The sequence below is a fragment of the Natronobacterium gregoryi SP2 genome, assembly GCF_000230715.2.
Taxonomy (GTDB): domain Archaea; phylum Halobacteriota; class Halobacteria; order Halobacteriales; family Natrialbaceae; genus Natronobacterium; species Natronobacterium gregoryi.
On sequence record NC_019792.1, the window covers coordinates 37,396 to 52,160 of the forward strand.

The window sequence follows — 14,765 nt, forward strand, 5'->3', positions numbered from 1 at the left end:
CTCAACTATGGCCAAAGGCCTAGACGTCGGAACGATGAACATCCTGTCTGCACAGCAGGATGGCAACGACACGGTTTTTGTGCAACAGCGTAACTCCTTCGTAGAAATCGAGTACTCGGATATGGCCGAGCAGATGCTCTCGCGAAGCGAAGTTCTCCACATTCGCAAAGACGACAAAGTCTACGTCGTCGGGGACGACGCCCTGAACTTCGCGAACATCTTCAACAAGGAGACTCGTCGGCCGATGAAACACGGAATCCTCTCGAACGACGAGCAGAGCGCGATTCCGATGATGAAACTCATCATCGAACAGGTCGTCGGCGAACCCACCTATCCCGACGAGAAGCTCTACTTCTCGACGCCGGCCGATCCGATCGACTCCGATCTCTCGACGCTGTACCACCAGAAGACGATCGAATCGTTCCTCAACGACATGGGTTACGACGCAGAGCCCATCAACGAGGGGATGTCGGTCATCTACAGCGAGCTCGCGGACAACAACTTCACCGGGCTGGGCATCTCCTTCGGTGCCGGCATGACCAACGTCTGCCTGTCCTACTACGCCGTCCCAGTCATGAAGTTCTCCGTCGCTCGCGGTGGCGACTGGATCGACGAACAGGCCGCTCGAGCGACGGGCACGCCCGTCGATAAGGTAACCTCGATCAAGGAAGACGACTTCGAACTCGACTTCACGACCGACGTCGGCGGCGTCGAGGGTGCGCTGTCGATCTACTACGAGAACCTGCTCGACTACGTCATCGACAACATCGTCTCGGAAGTCGACGACGAAGATGTCGAGGAAGGACTCGACGTCCCTGTCGTCGTCACCGGTGGGACCTCGAGTCCTGACGGGTTCGAGGAACTGTTCCGTGACCACCTGGAGGAGGCGGACATTCCGTTCTCGATCAGCAGCGTGAGCCACGCCAACGAACCGCTCTACAGCGTGGCACGTGGCGGTCTCGTCGCTGCACGGTCCGACGAGGACGTCGATCCGCAAGAGGCAGCCAGCGACGAAGCGACGGAAGAAGAAGACACAGAAGCCGCCGCTGCAAACGAGTAACGGCCTCGTCTTTCCATCGCAGCGTTTCGTACGGTCTGCTGTAACGATGGACAGTCACATCCCCGATCGGTCGTGGGTGTGCCGTCACACGCTGTGAGCATCACTGATTGTTGCCCCGGCGTGAGCACCGGTCCTCATGGCGGAGGCGTCATACGGAACGCTGTCCCGATGGAACTGACTGCCAGCAAACGGTATCAGTCGATACGCCCTGGACTCTGTACGGACCGCTGTACGTCGTTGACGGGACAACCGCTTTGGCTCCCCTCGACGAAGCGAACGCGTCAACGCAAGCGAGCAGGGTGGCCATTGCCCGACGTCACTCTTCGTAGAATCGGTTGAACGCATCCCGCCAGGATTCGTGATCTTCATCCTCGGGCTCGTGTTCGACGGGAATGTCCGCGTACTCGCAGTGTGGACAGGTAATAGTCGAGGCCTCACCGAGGGTGAGTTTCTCGAGCGAGCCCTGGCATCGGGGGCACTCGTCCATACGTAGTCGTGCCACGGGCCGTCCTTAACTCTATATGAAATTGTCTCGATACTGAACGTTCGGCCGGCATGCACAGGCTTGCCCGACCAAAATATAACTATTACGAATCCAGAAAGGCTTTTGTATGCTGTCTATGTATATAGTGGTGATGAGTACCACTTCCGCTCCCGACCGGCCGTCGCCGATCGAGTGTCGTAGCCAGACGGACGTTACCCCCGTGCGTATCGACGCGACCGCCCTGGAGTCGACCGCACCTGGCTACCTCCGCGACCTCAAACGCGAACTGGCGGAGGCAGACCTCTCCCCTGCTTCGCTGACCCTCGAGACGTGTTTCGAGGAGGACTGCTCGCTGGCGACCCAGGAGGAAGTCGACCGCATCCGGAGTCACGTCCGTGCGGGCGCGTTCCTCGGTGTCGGCTCCGTCGTCGTCTCGATTTCGGGCGTCGAAAACCCCGAGAAGGTTCGCCCCGCACTCGCGGCCTGTGCCGAACGAGCGCAGCGAGACGGTGTCGTACTAGAACTCGAGGGTCCTATCACGCTCGAGCACTAACCTGGCCTCGATGGCACCGTCTCGGCGGACGCTCGCTCGCGAACTCGAGTCGCTGGCTGATTTTCCCGATCCATCTCCCGACCTCGAACAGTACCTCACGCCGCCCGAAGTCGCGGCTCACGTCTGTCATCTGGCTGGCCTCCAGGGTGATCTCGAGCGGCCCGTGGTCGACCTCGGGACGGGGACAGGCATGCTCGCAATCGCGGCCTCGCTTGCGGGTGCAGATCGAGTGCTCGGAATCGATGTCGATCCCGACGCGCTCGCGAGAGCCCGTGATAACGCCGCTCGAGTCGGCAGCGACATCGAGTGGACGGTTGGCGACGCCACCCGCCCACCGGTCGCTTCGGACGAGTCGAACGTCACTGTCGTCGCCAACCCGCCTTTCGGTGCACAGCGGGGGAACCGACACGCCGACCGGGCCTTCCTCGAGACGGCACGGTCGATCGCGGCGGTCTCGTACACGATCCACAACGAGGGAAGCAAGGAATTCGTCGAGTCCTACGCCGCCGACGAGAGCGGTGAGGTCACCCACGCCTTCCGTGCGCCGTTCCCGATCGAAAAGCGGTTCGACTTTCACACAGAAAAGCAGGCAACGCTCGAGGCGGAAGTGTTTCGGATCGAGTGGCGGTAGTCTTTTTTGCTGTGGCCGCTGATCCGGCTTCGACGCGACTGGGTCAGGTCTCGTCAGATCGCTACTCGAATGTCGCCGCGGAATACGTCTGGAGTGGTGTCTCCCCAGTCGGACGGCGACTGTGAGATTTATGGGCTCCGTAGTGGTGGAGCTCCGTATCATGTCTAGCGCTACCGGCGAGGAAGAGTCACCACAGGTCAGGAGAATCGAACACGACGAGTTCGATCCGCTGGGGACGCTCGCGTTGATCGCGCTTTATTTTGCCATCCTCGTGCTTCTCTGGACGTTTACGTACTTCGTCGAGTTCCTCGGTAATCCACCGACACCGGGGGTTCTCTTATGAAGATCCACCAGTACGAGCGACTGTGGCTCGTCGGCGCGATGGTGTTGATCGTCGGCTTCATCCTGACGATCACGTACGGATCGGTCGGACTCGGGATCTCCATGGTAGACGACGAGGCAGACGCGCTCGCACCGGGTGACATCGGCGAGGACGAACGCTTCGAGGAGCCGCGAGTCGAACAGGTCGGTGAGAACCAGTACGAAGTGTACGTCGTCGCGATGACCTTCATCTTCCAGCCCGATCCGATCGAGATCCCCGCCGAGAGCGAGGTCACGTTCTACGTGACGAGTCAAGACGTCATTCACAGCTTCACCGTCGTCGGCACCAACACCAACACGATGGTCATCCCCGGCGAGGTATCCACACTGACCGTCGAGTTCGACGACCCCGGTGAGTACGGAGTCATCTGCAACGAGTACTGTGGCTCCGGCCACCACGACATGGAAGCCCAACTGTTCGTCCTCGAGGACGGGGAGTTCGACCTGACCGAACTCGAGGTCGAGGCAGACGAAGCAGTCGCTTTGGACGAGGAGATCGAACTCACCGCGACGGTCGAGAACAGACAGTTCGACTCGATCGAGGAGACGGTGACGATAGAAATCGGTGAGGAATCGTTCGAGGAGACGATCTCGATCGACGGCGAGGAGAGTGAGAACGTGACGGTCACCGTCGACGCCGACGACCTCGAGGGGGACGATCACGACTGGGCAGTCGAAGTCACAGACGAGAGCGAGAGCGGAACGGTAACTGTCGGTGAGGAAGATGGGACCGATACCGACGGCGAGCACGACGCTGGAGGTGACGGCGATGGCTGAGACGTTCGCTGACGAGTACCCTTCGCAAGCTCGCCACGTTCGGATGGCGTTCTGGACGTCGTTTCTCGCACTCGGCGTCGGCGCGTTCTTCGGACTCCTGCAGGCGCTCCACCGGACGGAGATCCTTCGAGTAGTCGATTCGAGTAGTCGAGTCGCCGACCTACTACACTCTCCTGACTGGACACGGCGTCTTCCTGGTAATCACGTTCACGATCTTCTTTCTCGTTGGCCTCTACCAGTGGGCGGTCACGGATAGCCTCACGCGCCCGCCGGTCGACATGCGCGTTACTTGGGCGTGGTACAGTCTGATGTCGATCGGCACCCTGCTCGCGGCGTTTGCGATCCTCGCCGGGTTCACCGACGCGATCGACGTGAGCGCCGACGTCCTCTTTACGTTCTACGCGCCGCTGCAGGCTCATCCGCTCTTCTACGTCGGACTGGTCCTGTTCGTCGTCGGTACCTGGCTCGCTGGCGTCGACTGGTTCCGGACCTGGTGGGCCTGGAAGGGTGACAATCCGGGAAAGCGAATCCCGTTGCCGACGTTCATGGTACTGACGACGATGATCATGTGGTACATCTCCTCGATCGGCGTCGCCATCGCTATCCTCGCGTTCATCCTGCCGTGGTCGCTTGGTATCGTCGAGTCGCTGAACCCGACGCTGACCCGGACGCTGTTCTGGTACTTCGGTCATCCGGTCGTCTACTTCTGGCTCCTGCCGGCGTATCTGCTGTGGTACATTCTCCTACCGAAACTCGCGGGTGGCCGACTCTTCAGCGACCCGCTCGCTCGCGTCGTGTTTATTCTCTTTGTCCTGCTGTCGACGCCGGTCGGCATCCACCACCAGTATCTCGACCCCGGGATCTCCGAGGGGTTCAAATTCATCGCGATGACGAACACCATGTTTCTGCTGTTACCGAGCTTGCTGACTGCCTTTACCGTCGTCGCCAGTATGGAACACGGTGCCCGTCAACGGGGCGGCGAGGGCTACTTCAACTGGCTGGGGGCGTTACCGTGGCGCGATCCGGCCTTTACAGGGATGGCGCTTGCCGGTCTCGTCTTCGCTTTCGGTGGCTTCACCGGAATCGTCAACGCCGGGATGAACATCAACTACCTCGTCCACAACTCCCTGTGGGTGCCCGGTCACATCCACACGCAGGTCGGAACTGCCGTCGCCCTGACGTTTATGGCCGGCTCCTACTGGCTCGTCCCACAGCTCACGGGTAACCGACTCGTCGGCAGGCAGGTCGCGCTACTCCAGGTCGTCCTCTGGTTCGTCGGCATCGTCTTCATGACGAACTCGATGTATCGCGGCGGCCTGATCGGCATCCCGCGACGGACGGCCGAACCGGAGTACGAGGGGTTCCAGTACGACATTGCGGTCGGCTCGATCGGCGAGATCCGTGCCCAACTGGTACTCGGCGGCGTCCTCCTGTTTCTCTCCGCCATGCTCTTTCTCGCAATCGTCGTCCTCACCGTCTTCAACGCTGACAGTGAACCAGTCGACGACAAGTCGATTCCGCCCGCCCTTTCGGGCCCTGAAGACTCTCCAGCAGTGCTCGACAACCTGAAACTGTGGGTCGCAATCGCCCTCGTGCTCGTCGCCTTTGCGTACGCGTTCCCGCTCGCGAACATCGTCTCGAGAGGTGGGCTGTTCGGTCCCGACATCCGGCCGTTCCCCGTCTGGATCGATCCAGCGGTGTTCGTACAGACAACTTACGACGTGCTCGCCGGCCCGTACAGCCCCTAGGTCTAATTCCGGGCACGTCCTATGGTCGGTCGATGCGTCTCTCTCGAGCCCGACTGCTCATCCTGATCGGGCTCTGGCTCGTGATCCTCGTCGAGTTACGAACGGTGTTTGCCTTCTTCGACATCTACATTTCCGTCGGCGAGACGGTCGCGATCGGCGTGGTCGTGCTCGTCTTGCTCGTCCTCTGGGCGGTCTGGCCTGCCGACGACGCGGAGTGACAGTCTCATCCGGCTCCCTGTCGGTCAGTGCCGGCCCGGCCCACCCACGGCCCAAGCGGGCACACCGATTGAGACGGACTGCTGTCCCGATCTACCGGCGCGACCGCGAGCACTCCTGCGGTCGCGCCGGAACTGGCGTCCAGCAAACCGTCTGATCGGGACGGCAATTCGTCTCACTCCTCGAGATGACTGATCCGGGCGTAGCGGCTTGCTCGCCACCCGGCAAGAAGCGCGACCAGTGTGCCGACCACGAGCGCAACGGCGAGACCGACGACGTAGACGCCCGACGGCGTCCGGACGAGGTCGTCGAAGCTGACGACCTCGGTACCGATCCGGTTCAGGCCAGTTGCGAGCACCGGCGTCGCGGCGAGACCGGCGAGGCCGCCGAGCAGGCCGATAACCAGTCCCTGTGCGCCGATGGTTCCTGCGAGAAACCACCTCGAGAGGCCGAGTGCCCGAAGTGCAGCTAGTTGTTCGCGCTGCTGGGCGGCGACGAGGGCGAACAGATTGACTGTCAGGACGACGCCGCCCAGTACCGCGAGCCCGACCAGCGTCGCGCCGCTTGCGACTACGAGCGGTTGGTCGCCGATCATGGCCGCGACTTGCTCGTCGCTCGAACGGACGTCGTACTCCGGGTAGGACGCGTCGAGGTCGGCTGCGACCGTTTCCCGGTCGGCGTCGTCGGCCACGTCGGCGGTCAAGAAGGTCGCACGATCGGTTCCGGCGGTGCCGGCGACGGCCTGGAGGTCGACGAGTGGCATCGTCACCGTCTCCGACCCGAGATACTGCGAGTAGTAGTCCGAGATGCCGGCGACGGTAAACTCGTACTCCGGTGCCGTCTGGCGGCTGGTGCCGACGTACAACGTGTCGCCGACTGCGGCGTCGAGGTTCTCTGCGACGCGAGGATCGAGCACGATTTCGTCGGTCGTCGGCTGATTGTGGAGACCGTCGGTCTCGTAGACCTCGTCAGGAGTCTCGAACCCCTCCCCATCTTGGAAGTCGAACCCGTCGTGGGTCTGCTGTACGCCGACTGCCGGCCGTCGTTCCAGTGCGTCGGGGTCTGTCCCGACGTACACGTCCTGCAGGCCGATTGGCGACGCGGCGGTAACGTCGTCGCGCCCGGCGAGTTCTGCGGAGGTGGCGTGTGCGCCGACGATCGGGTTCTCAGTTCCGGTCGCAGCAGGATCGATGGGCTCACTCGAGATCCAGATGTCTCGGTCTGCGTTGTCGAGCCCGTCCTCACCTGTTTCGACGACGCCGACTCCCAGTCCGGCAAGCAGCGTCACTGCGAGGACCGCGAGTGCGACCGCGAAGACGGCGAGTGCGGTCCGACCGGGCGAGCGGCGAAGCTGGGCGGCAGCGACGCCGACGACCGCTCGCGTCCGAACGAGAACGCCGAGTGTCATCGCCCCACCTCCTGGAGGACGGACGTTCGGGCAGCGATCGCGAGCGGATAGGGAACGGCTACCAGTCCCGACACGACCCCGACGACGACGGCGTAGGGGACGAACAGGGGGTGGGCTTGTGCAACTGTGCCCGACGCCACGGTCGAGGCGGCGACGACGTTGAGGAGTTCGATACTGGCGACACCGAGTCCAGCGCCAAGCAGTGCGCCACACAGCGTCGTCACCACCGTCGAGAGTCCAACCACCACGAGTCGGCTGTGTGTCGGGAAACCGATCGACTCGAGGACGGCGAGCGTTCGACGGTCCTCGTCGACGGTCATCCCGGCGGTCGTCGCGACGAACGACGTACAGATAGTCAGGCCGACGAGCAAGGCGAGGAGGCTGGTCGCGAACGCGAGGCCGTCGTCGAACAGCGCCGAAGGGTCGGTTGCTCGATCGGTCTCGACTGCGGCGTCGGGGTAGGCTTCACCGGCGGCGTCGACTGCGGCGTCCTCGTCGCCCCACACCAGCACGCGATCGGCGAGTTCGCCGTCTGCAGCGCCCGACGCCGTCTGGAGTTCGCTCAGATGAACGAGCGCGACGGGTGCTTCGTTCTCGTCGTCGTCCGGCCCGTTCTCGACGGCGGTCACAGTCACTGCCGACGACGCCGCGGCGGCCTCCGGGACCTCGAGTCCCGCGACGGCGAGGGACTCGCCCTCCGTCGCCCCGAGTCGGTCGGCCGCAGCAGTCGAGAGCACGATCTCGCGTTGTCGTGGACCGTCGTACGTGCCGTCTCCGTAGTGTGGATCGGCCGGCTCGAGTCCGTCTGTCGACAGTCCGGCGACGGTTCGTGGGTCGTCGTCCGGCACGACGCCGACCACGAGTATCGTCCGTGGTTCGCCGTCGCCGTCCGCAGACGCTAACCGCACTCTCTCGATCAGTACTGGCGATGCGTGGTCGATCTCGTCGGCGTCCCCGATGGTCTCCGCGCGCTCGTTCGTCGCGCCGAGTTGGGGGCCTTCGACGCCGTCGACGGTCGAGATTGTGCCCGTTCCCTCCGGAACGACGGTCACGTCGGCGTCGTCCTCACTCGTGACGCCGCCGTCAGCCAGTGCCAGTGCCATCCCCGTCACGACCAGAAGTAATGCGATCGTGAGTGCAACGGTGAGCGTCATCGCCGCAATCCTGCCGGACCTGGTGTGGGTGGCCCGTTTCCACAGCCGGCCGGCCGAAAGCGAGACGACGCCAGCCCAGCGTGACCGTCGACTCCCGTCGTCAGCCCCCATCCGTCACCACCCGGCCGTCACGGAGCGGAACCACGCGATCGGCGACCGACAGCGTGGCCTCGTCGTGAGAGGCGACGAGGACCGCTCGGCCACCGTCACGACCGACGTCGGTCAACAGTTCGAGCACGTCGCTTCCCGTCGCGGTGTCGAGTTCGCCGGTCGGTTCGTCCGCGACGATGACGTCCGGGTCGGCCGCAAGTGCCCGTGCGAGCGCTACCCGCTGCCGTTCGCCGCCACTCAACTCCCCGGGAAGGTGGGTCGTCCGATCCGCGAGTCCGACCTCCTCGAGCAACTTCTCGGCTCGGTCGCGCCGGTTCGAGCGTCCGACGCCGGTCTGGACGAGCGGCAGGGCGACGTTCGCGCGGGCAGAAAGCGAGGGTAGCAAGTGAAATCGCTGGAAGACGATCCCGACGTGGTGTCGACGCAGTCGCGTTCGCGTCCGGTCGGAGCGGTCGGTAAGGTCGGTCCCCAACAACGCCACCGTCCCCTCGGTCGGCACCAGCAGCCCCGCGACGGCGTGGAGAATCGTCGACTTACCGCTCCCACTCGGTCCTTTCAGGCCGACGACTTCGCCCGTTCGGACCGAAAGCGAGACATCCCTGAGCGCAGTGACCGACCGGTCGCCCCCCGCACCGTACTCGTGACCGACGCCCTCGAGACGGACGGCCGGCGTCGATTCCTCGCAGTCGTGTGCTCGAGTCCCTGCCGTGGGCCGTCGTGATCGTCCGAACATCGGTGCAGTCAGTTGCGCTGGAAGACGGTCCACCGGGGCATTGTTTCACACTGGCTTCTCCCAGTTGGGTTTCGTTACAGGAGTAGTCGTGGTGATGCCGTCTGTCGAAACGCCCACGTACAGTCGACTATCTGATACAGTGACAAAAACCCTCAACTGTCGTAGGTCTCCTCGCTGGCGACTGCGACTGCCGTTTCGTCGGTCGTCGCGTAGATGGTCCCGTCCTCGTACTCGAACTCGAGGCCGACGGCAGTCGTCGACTCGTCGTCGACCGGGATCGCCGCCGCCTCGGCAGTGCCGGTCTCGGCCGAGGTGACCTCGACGTAGAACTCGCCGTCCACGGAGTGCAGTTCGATCGTCCGGTTCTCGACCAGCACGTCGGCCTGAACCGAATCGGACTCGTAGGCGACGTGGTAGTCCTCGCTGCCCTCGGCCAGTCGGACCTGGTAGACTGCGTCGTTTCCAACCGGCTCCCAGCCGACCCGCTCGGCGGTGACGATCGAACGCCAGCCCGGACCGCCGACGGTGACGGTTTCCTCGCCCGTGTGCCCTAGCTGCTGGGCGGTGACGGCTTCGAGCCAGATGCGCCGCTCTTCGCTGGCGACGATGACTCCACTGGCCTCGAGACCATCTCCTAGCTGGTCGATACCGAAGTCGGAAACGAGTTCGTTTTCGACGTCCTCCGCGTACTCGATCGTGTAGTCTTCGATTTCGATCGCCGACTCGGGCGACTGGGCGCTGGCATCGACGGCGACGACGTTGACCGGGATTGCCATACCGACGAGCGACGCCAGCACCAGCAAGACGACGAAAAACGCCACACTGCGGCGGTGAACGTCCGACAGTTTCGTCGCCCGTGCGGACCGGTAGCCGCCAGCTATCTCGCCGACACGCTCGACGCTCGACCCGCTCGAGCGGGCGATCTCGAGCGGTCGATCCACCGGCCACTCCGAGCGAAGTCGGGCGAGCGAGCGCTCGAGGGCTGACGGAACGAGCGGCCGATCTGAGGCGGCGACCGCGAGCGTGATCACGAGCGCGAGTGCGAACACGAGCGCGACGCCCGGCCCCTGGAAGAGATAGAACGAGTTGCCTTCGCCGAACCAGTAGATCTGCCAGAGGCCACTCGAGATCGCATAGAGGACCACTGCGAGCCAGAGTCGGAACGGGTCGGGCCGGCTGCTTCGGTACCGCAAGAGTGTGATTCCGAGGACGAGTCCGATGAAGAACCCGAGTGCGTGGCCCTGGATAGCGATCCCGGCCCACGAAGGTGCCGATGGTGGGCTCGGTTCTGCAACGTAGACGTAGATCGGATTCTGGAGTGCCCTGTAGACCGTAAACAGTGCGCTCTGGACGCCGAGTGTAGCGATCAGCGTGACGATCGGGTAGTGCACGAGCGCGAAGGCGGCGAACGCGAAGACGACACCCGAGAAGCCGATGACGGGGCCGAGCGCGAAGACGCTCGTGAGCAACCCGACCACGATCACGGCGAGTGGGAAGACGACCAGTGCGCGAAACCAGGGCCGATTCCGAAGTCGGGTGCTGGCGACGTCACCGTCCGTGTCCCGACCGCGCGGGTAGTGGCCCCACGCGTACTCGGCGATCGGGGCGGCGACGATCGTCCCGGCGAGATTGCTGACGAGGTGGCCGGGGCCGGCGTGCGAGAACGACGCCGTCGCGATCCCGAGCGGATAGAAGTACGACCAGGCACGGTAGGGGATCGTGACAGGATCAGAGACATCGGAGATGCCGTCTTGAACGAACAGATAGACTGCGAGGACGACCGCGATCACGACGAGTGTCCCCCACGGAACGCCGTACACGAATCGCGACCGAGTCAGTTCCTGCCAGCGACCGTCACGCCCGGCCTGTAACTCCTGCAGTCGGTTGACGACCGCGACAGAGAGCAAAAGCGTGGCCACGACGACGGCCGAAAGCAGAGTCGCGATCGAGAGCATGTGGCTGTGGTTCGCCCGGAGCCGTATAGGAATTACTCTCTCTCGAGAAGCCTCCCCCGATCCCTGAAACCGGCTTCGAAAGGTACAAGCGACCGACGGCCACATTCGTGGACATGGAACTGCGGGTCACCGATCGGACCGAGGACGAACTCTCGATCGAAATCGCCGGCGAGGATCACACGTTCATGAACGTCCTCAAGGGCGCACTACTCGAGCACGAGGACGTGAGTGCAGCGACCTACGACGTCAACCCCGAACAGTCGGGTGGACAGACCGAACCGATTCTGACGATCAAGACCGAAGACGACGTCGATCCCATCGACGCTCTCGAGGAGGCGACAGCCGACGTCCGCGAGAAGGCAATCGCCTTCCGCGAGGCGTTCGACGCAGCGGCCTAATTTCTCCGGGAAAGCGTCGCCGTCGAGAGACCGTGACGACCGTGCGTGATCCGACCGTACCGACAAACTCTCTCGACCGTTTACCGTGTGACACTCCGAACTGGTGCTGATCGCGTGAACCGGGCTATCCCATCAGTCGGCGGGTGGGGCGGTCCTCCGGAGCTCGAGAGCAGGCTACCGATGGAGCGGCTCTTCAGCTATCGCCTGCCGCAGATCGTCCAAACGAGATTCCGAGATTCCGTCCTCGAACTGCTGTATGAGCGCGTACACCTCCGCTCGAGACACCTTCACGTCTCCTTCCTGGACGACATCTTCCGGTCGTTCGCGGAGTTCACGCATCGTTCCGACCGCGAGCAGGTACGGGATCGCCCACGCCGAGAGGCGATTGCCGTGTCGCTCCGGCACCGCCTCTAGGTAGCGGTGAGCGTCGTCGACGTACGTCTCGGCACGGTTGGTGACCCGCTGAATGACGTTCGTGACTGCGCCGTGGTTCTCCTCGTCGGTGACGGCCTCGACGGGAACGTCTTCTTCCTCGAGCCACTCGGCAGGGAGGTAGACGTTGTTCTCCTCGTGGTAGTCGTTTTCGACATCTTTGGCGATGTTGACCAACTGCAACAGGAGCGCAAACGACCGAGCATTGTTCCGCATCTCCTGTGCCCGGTCTTCGGAGGCTCCGCGAGCGACCAGCCCGGTGATGAGCGTGCCGACCGTCCCCGCGGCGTACCAGCAGTACTCCTCTAGTTCGTCGACCGTCTGCAATCGGAGGCCACCTTCGTCGGCGTACCGGTCCGTAAACATGGCCATCCCGTCGACGAGTTCGCGGACGGGTTCGCGCATGATCTCGCGGGGTTCTTCGTTCAGTGACTCGAAGGTTCGCAACACGCGGGGCGTCTCGGCGACGACGTCCCAGTCGTCGTCGCAGTTCTCGGGAATCCAAGGGCTGACGTCGTCCATGAACGTCGACACCGACAGATCGGTATCGGGATCGAGTACCCGATCGTACGTGACGAGTAACTCGGTCTGGGTCTCCGGCGGAATGTGGCCTGCGTCCTCGATAGTGTCTGCAATCCGACAGAGTAGGTAACCGAGACAGATGTGTCTCGCCATCGGCTCCTCGAGTCGGTCGATGGTGATCGCAAACGTCCGCGAAACGCCGTGAACCGCGTCGTAACACCACTCAAGGTCGGCGTCAGTTTCGTATTCGGGCTGGCCGGAGGTCATCTAATTGGAGTCTTTTTGCGCCCATCCCAGAAAAACGCCGCGGTTCAGGAGGGTTCGGGCGGTCACGAACCGGTTTTCGCGGTCTCCTCGAGTGGTGGCTGTCACTGATACGGTTTGCTGGCAGTCAGTTCCGGCGCGGCCGCGAGTTCTCCTGCGGTCGCGTCGAGCCATCGATACAGCAGTCCGTATGGGTCTTCCTGTTTCGACCGGTCTTCACAATCACCGAATAGTATCGAAGGCCCACGATAAAAACGAGTCACTCTTAGGACATTTCTTTGTACCGTGTTAGCCGCCAGTGGCAAACATCGCTGCCGCGGCAGACGAGCAGCCCTCGAGAGTCGAGACGATCGACAATCGCCTCGACAAACTGGAAGAATCCATTTCGACCGTTCTCGAGCGAAGAAACGCCAGGTGACTCGGGACTCCGGTTGTGGTGCTCTCGTCTGGCGTACGCCGGTCGGCTGGACCCGGTGTACAACACGTACTGGGGATGCTGGCTGTATATTTAACCAGTGAGTTTACACACTTATGCTCCGGAAACATAACCGGCAGGGGGAGGGTTCACAACTAGTTCCCGTCCACCGCGGGAGTATCCACCTGCCACGCCCCGTCGTCGATCATCCGTCGGACGACCCAATACCCTGGCCGTCCCACCGGCGGCCATTTCTCTCTTTCCACAACAGTACACGCAGAGTCGGTGGGCTACTGACCGTCCCGGCGATGACGAACGGTCGGCGACTGAGACGGACTGCTGTCCCGATGTCCCGGCGCGACCACAGAAGAACTCGCGGCCGCGCCGGAACTGACTGCCAGCAAACCGTCTGACAGCGACACGCGTAGTGACCTCCTTTTCCCCTCACCGTAAACGGCAGCACGCTCTCTGTTTGAAGAGAGACCGATACGACGGCTCTACCACCGGTGCGTTGCTCCGCCTGTCGATCCGTGCGCCACCGAGAGGGCAGCGGCGTTCTGTATGGGACACGCCGAAGTGACGAGCGCCGCGCTCGATTCCAACAGACAGGCACGCGGTCTGCACAACGCACCTGCTGCGTACGGCCCGTGTCGGCGAACGGGCGTCACTTCCACGCGTCCTTCAGCGCGTCTGGCACGTCGCGTAGAAGACGTAGACAGTTCCGTCGACGTAGTGGAGGTCCAGTCCTTCGGCCGTGGCGGGACCGTCGGTGATCTCGTCGTCGATCCTCGACTCGAGCAACTGGGTGGCAACGACGTCTCCGAGGTCCGCTTCGTCGGTGAACGCGTCGTTAGCGTTCGGAACCGTGACCGTCAGCGCCACCGGATTGGTGGTGCAATCGACACCGAAATCCCCGAGTGACACATCGCCTGGCTCCGCGTCCGCGTACTCGCTCGCCACGGACGCACGATTCTGGTACTCCGCGACACTCGCGAGCCCCGCATCGTAGGACCGCGACTCGTCACGAGCGGCCTCGAGTCGCTCGTGGATCTCGCTTTCGGTCTCCTCGAGGTCGATCTCGGCGGCCTGACTGCCGTCGCCTGGGGCGTCGGGTGGGGACGGCGTGCCGACCCCCGGGATGACCGAGGCCGGAACGATACCGGTCGCAAAAAGCAGAAAGACGACGCCGAGCACGGCAAAGACCGGGAGGTAGGGTTTGGCGACCTCGAGCCAGCCCGGAGTGTCGAGTTCCCGTTCGACGTCGTCGTAGGTTTGTTCGGTCTTCTCTAGGTCGGGATTGCCACAGCGCGAGCAGGGCGGGTTGTTCTTGACGTGTTCGCGCCCGCAGTTGGGACACTTCCAGACGTAGGTCGTCCCCGTGTCGACCGTCCTGGAGTCTCCGGTCTCTTCGCCCTCGCGGACGATCGCCTCCTCGAACTTGTTGTGCCCGCAGTTGTCACAGGGTGGGTCGTTGTCCTCGTGTGGTTTGCCACACCACGTGCACCGCCACTTCACTGGTAGAA

At 63.2% G+C, this 14,765-nt stretch carries 14 protein-coding genes and 1 pseudogene; 8 read left to right on the plus strand and 7 right to left on the minus strand.

The window, feature by feature from the left end; all coding sequences use genetic code 11:
• Nucleotides 1-7: 7 nt before the first annotated feature.
• Nucleotides 8-1,060, plus strand: coding sequence for a cell division protein FtsA (locus tag NATGR_RS00175; RefSeq protein WP_005579811.1), 1,053 nt, complete (start codon nucleotides 8-10; stop codon nucleotides 1,058-1,060).
• 316 nt (nucleotides 1,061-1,376) lie between these two features.
• Here the strand turns inward: NATGR_RS00175 and NATGR_RS19800 are convergent, their stop codons facing one another.
• On the minus strand, nucleotides 1,377-1,547 hold the full coding sequence (locus NATGR_RS19800; RefSeq protein ID WP_005579812.1) for a hypothetical protein: 171 nt from the start codon (nucleotides 1,545-1,547) through the stop codon (nucleotides 1,377-1,379).
• Between the two features lie 148 nt (nucleotides 1,548-1,695).
• On the opposite strand from NATGR_RS19800, the gene NATGR_RS00180 reads away from it, so the two are divergent.
• The 6 genes and pseudogenes from NATGR_RS00180 (at nucleotide 1,696) to NATGR_RS00205 (ending at nucleotide 5,852) form a co-directional block, all read left to right on the plus strand.
• A complete protein-coding gene (locus NATGR_RS00180; protein WP_005579813.1) occupies nucleotides 1,696-2,097 on the plus strand; it encodes a hypothetical protein in 402 nt (133 codons plus the stop codon).
• A 10-nt stretch (nucleotides 2,098-2,107) separates the two neighbouring features.
• Nucleotides 2,108-2,728 (plus strand): METTL5 family protein, encoded by a 621-nt coding sequence (locus NATGR_RS00185; RefSeq protein ID WP_005579814.1) that lies wholly within the window; start codon nucleotides 2,108-2,110, stop codon nucleotides 2,726-2,728.
• Nucleotides 2,729-2,888: 160 nt separating this feature from the next.
• A complete protein-coding gene (locus tag NATGR_RS00190; protein WP_049887757.1) occupies nucleotides 2,889-3,071 on the plus strand; it encodes a halocyanin in 183 nt (60 codons plus the stop codon).
• The gene (locus NATGR_RS00195) at nucleotides 3,068-3,886 is read left to right on the plus strand and encodes a cytochrome c oxidase subunit II (RefSeq protein WP_005579816.1); all 819 of its coding nucleotides are present in this window, start codon (nucleotides 3,068-3,070) and stop codon (nucleotides 3,884-3,886) included. The genes NATGR_RS00190 and NATGR_RS00195 overlap by 4 nt, the downstream gene beginning before the upstream one ends.
• Nucleotides 3,879-5,634, plus strand: a pseudogene (locus NATGR_RS00200) (b(o/a)3-type cytochrome-c oxidase subunit 1). Before NATGR_RS00195 ends, NATGR_RS00200 begins: the two are co-directional and overlap by 8 nt.
• Before the next feature lie 32 nt (nucleotides 5,635-5,666).
• Complete coding sequence (locus tag NATGR_RS00205) at nucleotides 5,667-5,852, plus strand: hypothetical protein (protein WP_005579817.1); 186 nt, start codon at nucleotides 5,667-5,669, stop codon at nucleotides 5,850-5,852.
• Between the two features lie 173 nt (nucleotides 5,853-6,025).
• Here the strand turns inward: NATGR_RS00205 and NATGR_RS00210 are convergent, their stop codons facing one another.
• From NATGR_RS00210 to NATGR_RS00225, 4 genes are all read right to left on the minus strand, one after another.
• Nucleotides 6,026-7,258, minus strand: coding sequence for an ABC transporter permease (locus tag NATGR_RS00210; RefSeq protein ID WP_005579818.1), 1,233 nt, complete (start codon nucleotides 7,256-7,258; stop codon nucleotides 6,026-6,028).
• A complete protein-coding gene (locus NATGR_RS00215; RefSeq protein WP_005579820.1) occupies nucleotides 7,255-8,523 on the minus strand; it encodes an FtsX-like permease family protein in 1,269 nt (422 codons plus the stop codon). Before NATGR_RS00215 ends, NATGR_RS00210 begins: the two co-directional genes overlap by 4 nt.
• Entirely contained in the window at nucleotides 8,513-9,256 is a 744-nt protein-coding gene (locus NATGR_RS00220; protein ID WP_005579821.1) for an ABC transporter ATP-binding protein, read from the minus strand. The genes NATGR_RS00215 and NATGR_RS00220 overlap by 11 nt, the downstream gene beginning before the upstream one ends.
• Nucleotides 9,257-9,408: 152 nt before the next feature.
• The gene (locus NATGR_RS00225) at nucleotides 9,409-11,211 is read right to left on the minus strand and encodes a rhomboid family intramembrane serine protease (RefSeq protein ID WP_005579823.1); all 1,803 of its coding nucleotides are present in this window, start codon (nucleotides 11,209-11,211) and stop codon (nucleotides 9,409-9,411) included.
• A 113-nt stretch (nucleotides 11,212-11,324) separates the two neighbouring features.
• On the opposite strand from NATGR_RS00225, the gene NATGR_RS00230 reads away from it, so the two are divergent.
• Nucleotides 11,325-11,609: a DNA-directed RNA polymerase subunit L gene (locus NATGR_RS00230; protein ID WP_005579824.1), complete on the plus strand. Its 285-nt coding sequence runs from the start codon at nucleotides 11,325-11,327 to the stop codon at nucleotides 11,607-11,609.
• Nucleotides 11,610-11,783: 174 nt separating this feature from the next.
• On the opposite strand, the gene NATGR_RS00235 is transcribed toward NATGR_RS00230, so the two are convergent.
• Both NATGR_RS00235 and NATGR_RS00240 read right to left on the minus strand, forming a co-directional pair.
• Nucleotides 11,784-12,830: a phytoene/squalene synthase family protein gene (locus NATGR_RS00235; protein ID WP_005579825.1), complete on the minus strand. Its 1,047-nt coding sequence runs from the start codon at nucleotides 12,828-12,830 to the stop codon at nucleotides 11,784-11,786.
• Nucleotides 12,831-13,923: 1,093 nt separating this feature from the next.
• Complete coding sequence (locus tag NATGR_RS00240; protein WP_005579826.1) at nucleotides 13,924-14,757, minus strand: zinc-ribbon domain-containing protein; 834 nt, start codon at nucleotides 14,755-14,757, stop codon at nucleotides 13,924-13,926.
• Nucleotides 14,758-14,765 lie beyond the last annotated feature (8 nt).

Bases quoted from the DNA above. Each gene is read 5' to 3' on its own strand.
- NATGR_RS00225 (WP_005579823.1), bottom strand. From the start codon at position 11,211: ATGCTCTCGATCGCGACTCTGCTTTCGGCCGTCGTCGTGGCCACGCTT.
- NATGR_RS00190 (WP_049887757.1), top strand. From the start codon at position 2,889: ATGTCTAGCGCTACCGGCGAGGAAGAGTCACCACAGGTCAGGAGAATC.
- NATGR_RS19800 (WP_005579812.1), bottom strand. From the start codon at position 1,547: ATGGACGAGTGCCCCCGATGCCAGGGCTCGCTCGAGAAACTCACCCTC.
- NATGR_RS00215 (WP_005579820.1), bottom strand. From the start codon at position 8,523: ATGGGGGCTGACGACGGGAGTCGACGGTCACGCTGGGCTGGCGTCGTC.
- NATGR_RS00175 (WP_005579811.1), top strand. From the start codon at position 8: ATGGCCAAAGGCCTAGACGTCGGAACGATGAACATCCTGTCTGCACAG.
- NATGR_RS00185 (WP_005579814.1), top strand. From the start codon at position 2,108: ATGGCACCGTCTCGGCGGACGCTCGCTCGCGAACTCGAGTCGCTGGCT.
- NATGR_RS00220 (WP_005579821.1), bottom strand. From the start codon at position 9,256: ATGTTCGGACGATCACGACGGCCCACGGCAGGGACTCGAGCACACGAC.
- NATGR_RS00195 (WP_005579816.1), top strand. From the start codon at position 3,068: ATGAAGATCCACCAGTACGAGCGACTGTGGCTCGTCGGCGCGATGGTG.
- NATGR_RS00210 (WP_005579818.1), bottom strand. From the start codon at position 7,258: ATGACACTCGGCGTTCTCGTTCGGACGCGAGCGGTCGTCGGCGTCGCT.
- NATGR_RS00180 (WP_005579813.1), top strand. From the start codon at position 1,696: ATGAGTACCACTTCCGCTCCCGACCGGCCGTCGCCGATCGAGTGTCGT.
- NATGR_RS00205 (WP_005579817.1), top strand. From the start codon at position 5,667: ATGCGTCTCTCTCGAGCCCGACTGCTCATCCTGATCGGGCTCTGGCTC.
- NATGR_RS00230 (WP_005579824.1), top strand. From the start codon at position 11,325: ATGGAACTGCGGGTCACCGATCGGACCGAGGACGAACTCTCGATCGAA.
- NATGR_RS00235 (WP_005579825.1), bottom strand. From the start codon at position 12,830: ATGACCTCCGGCCAGCCCGAATACGAAACTGACGCCGACCTTGAGTGG.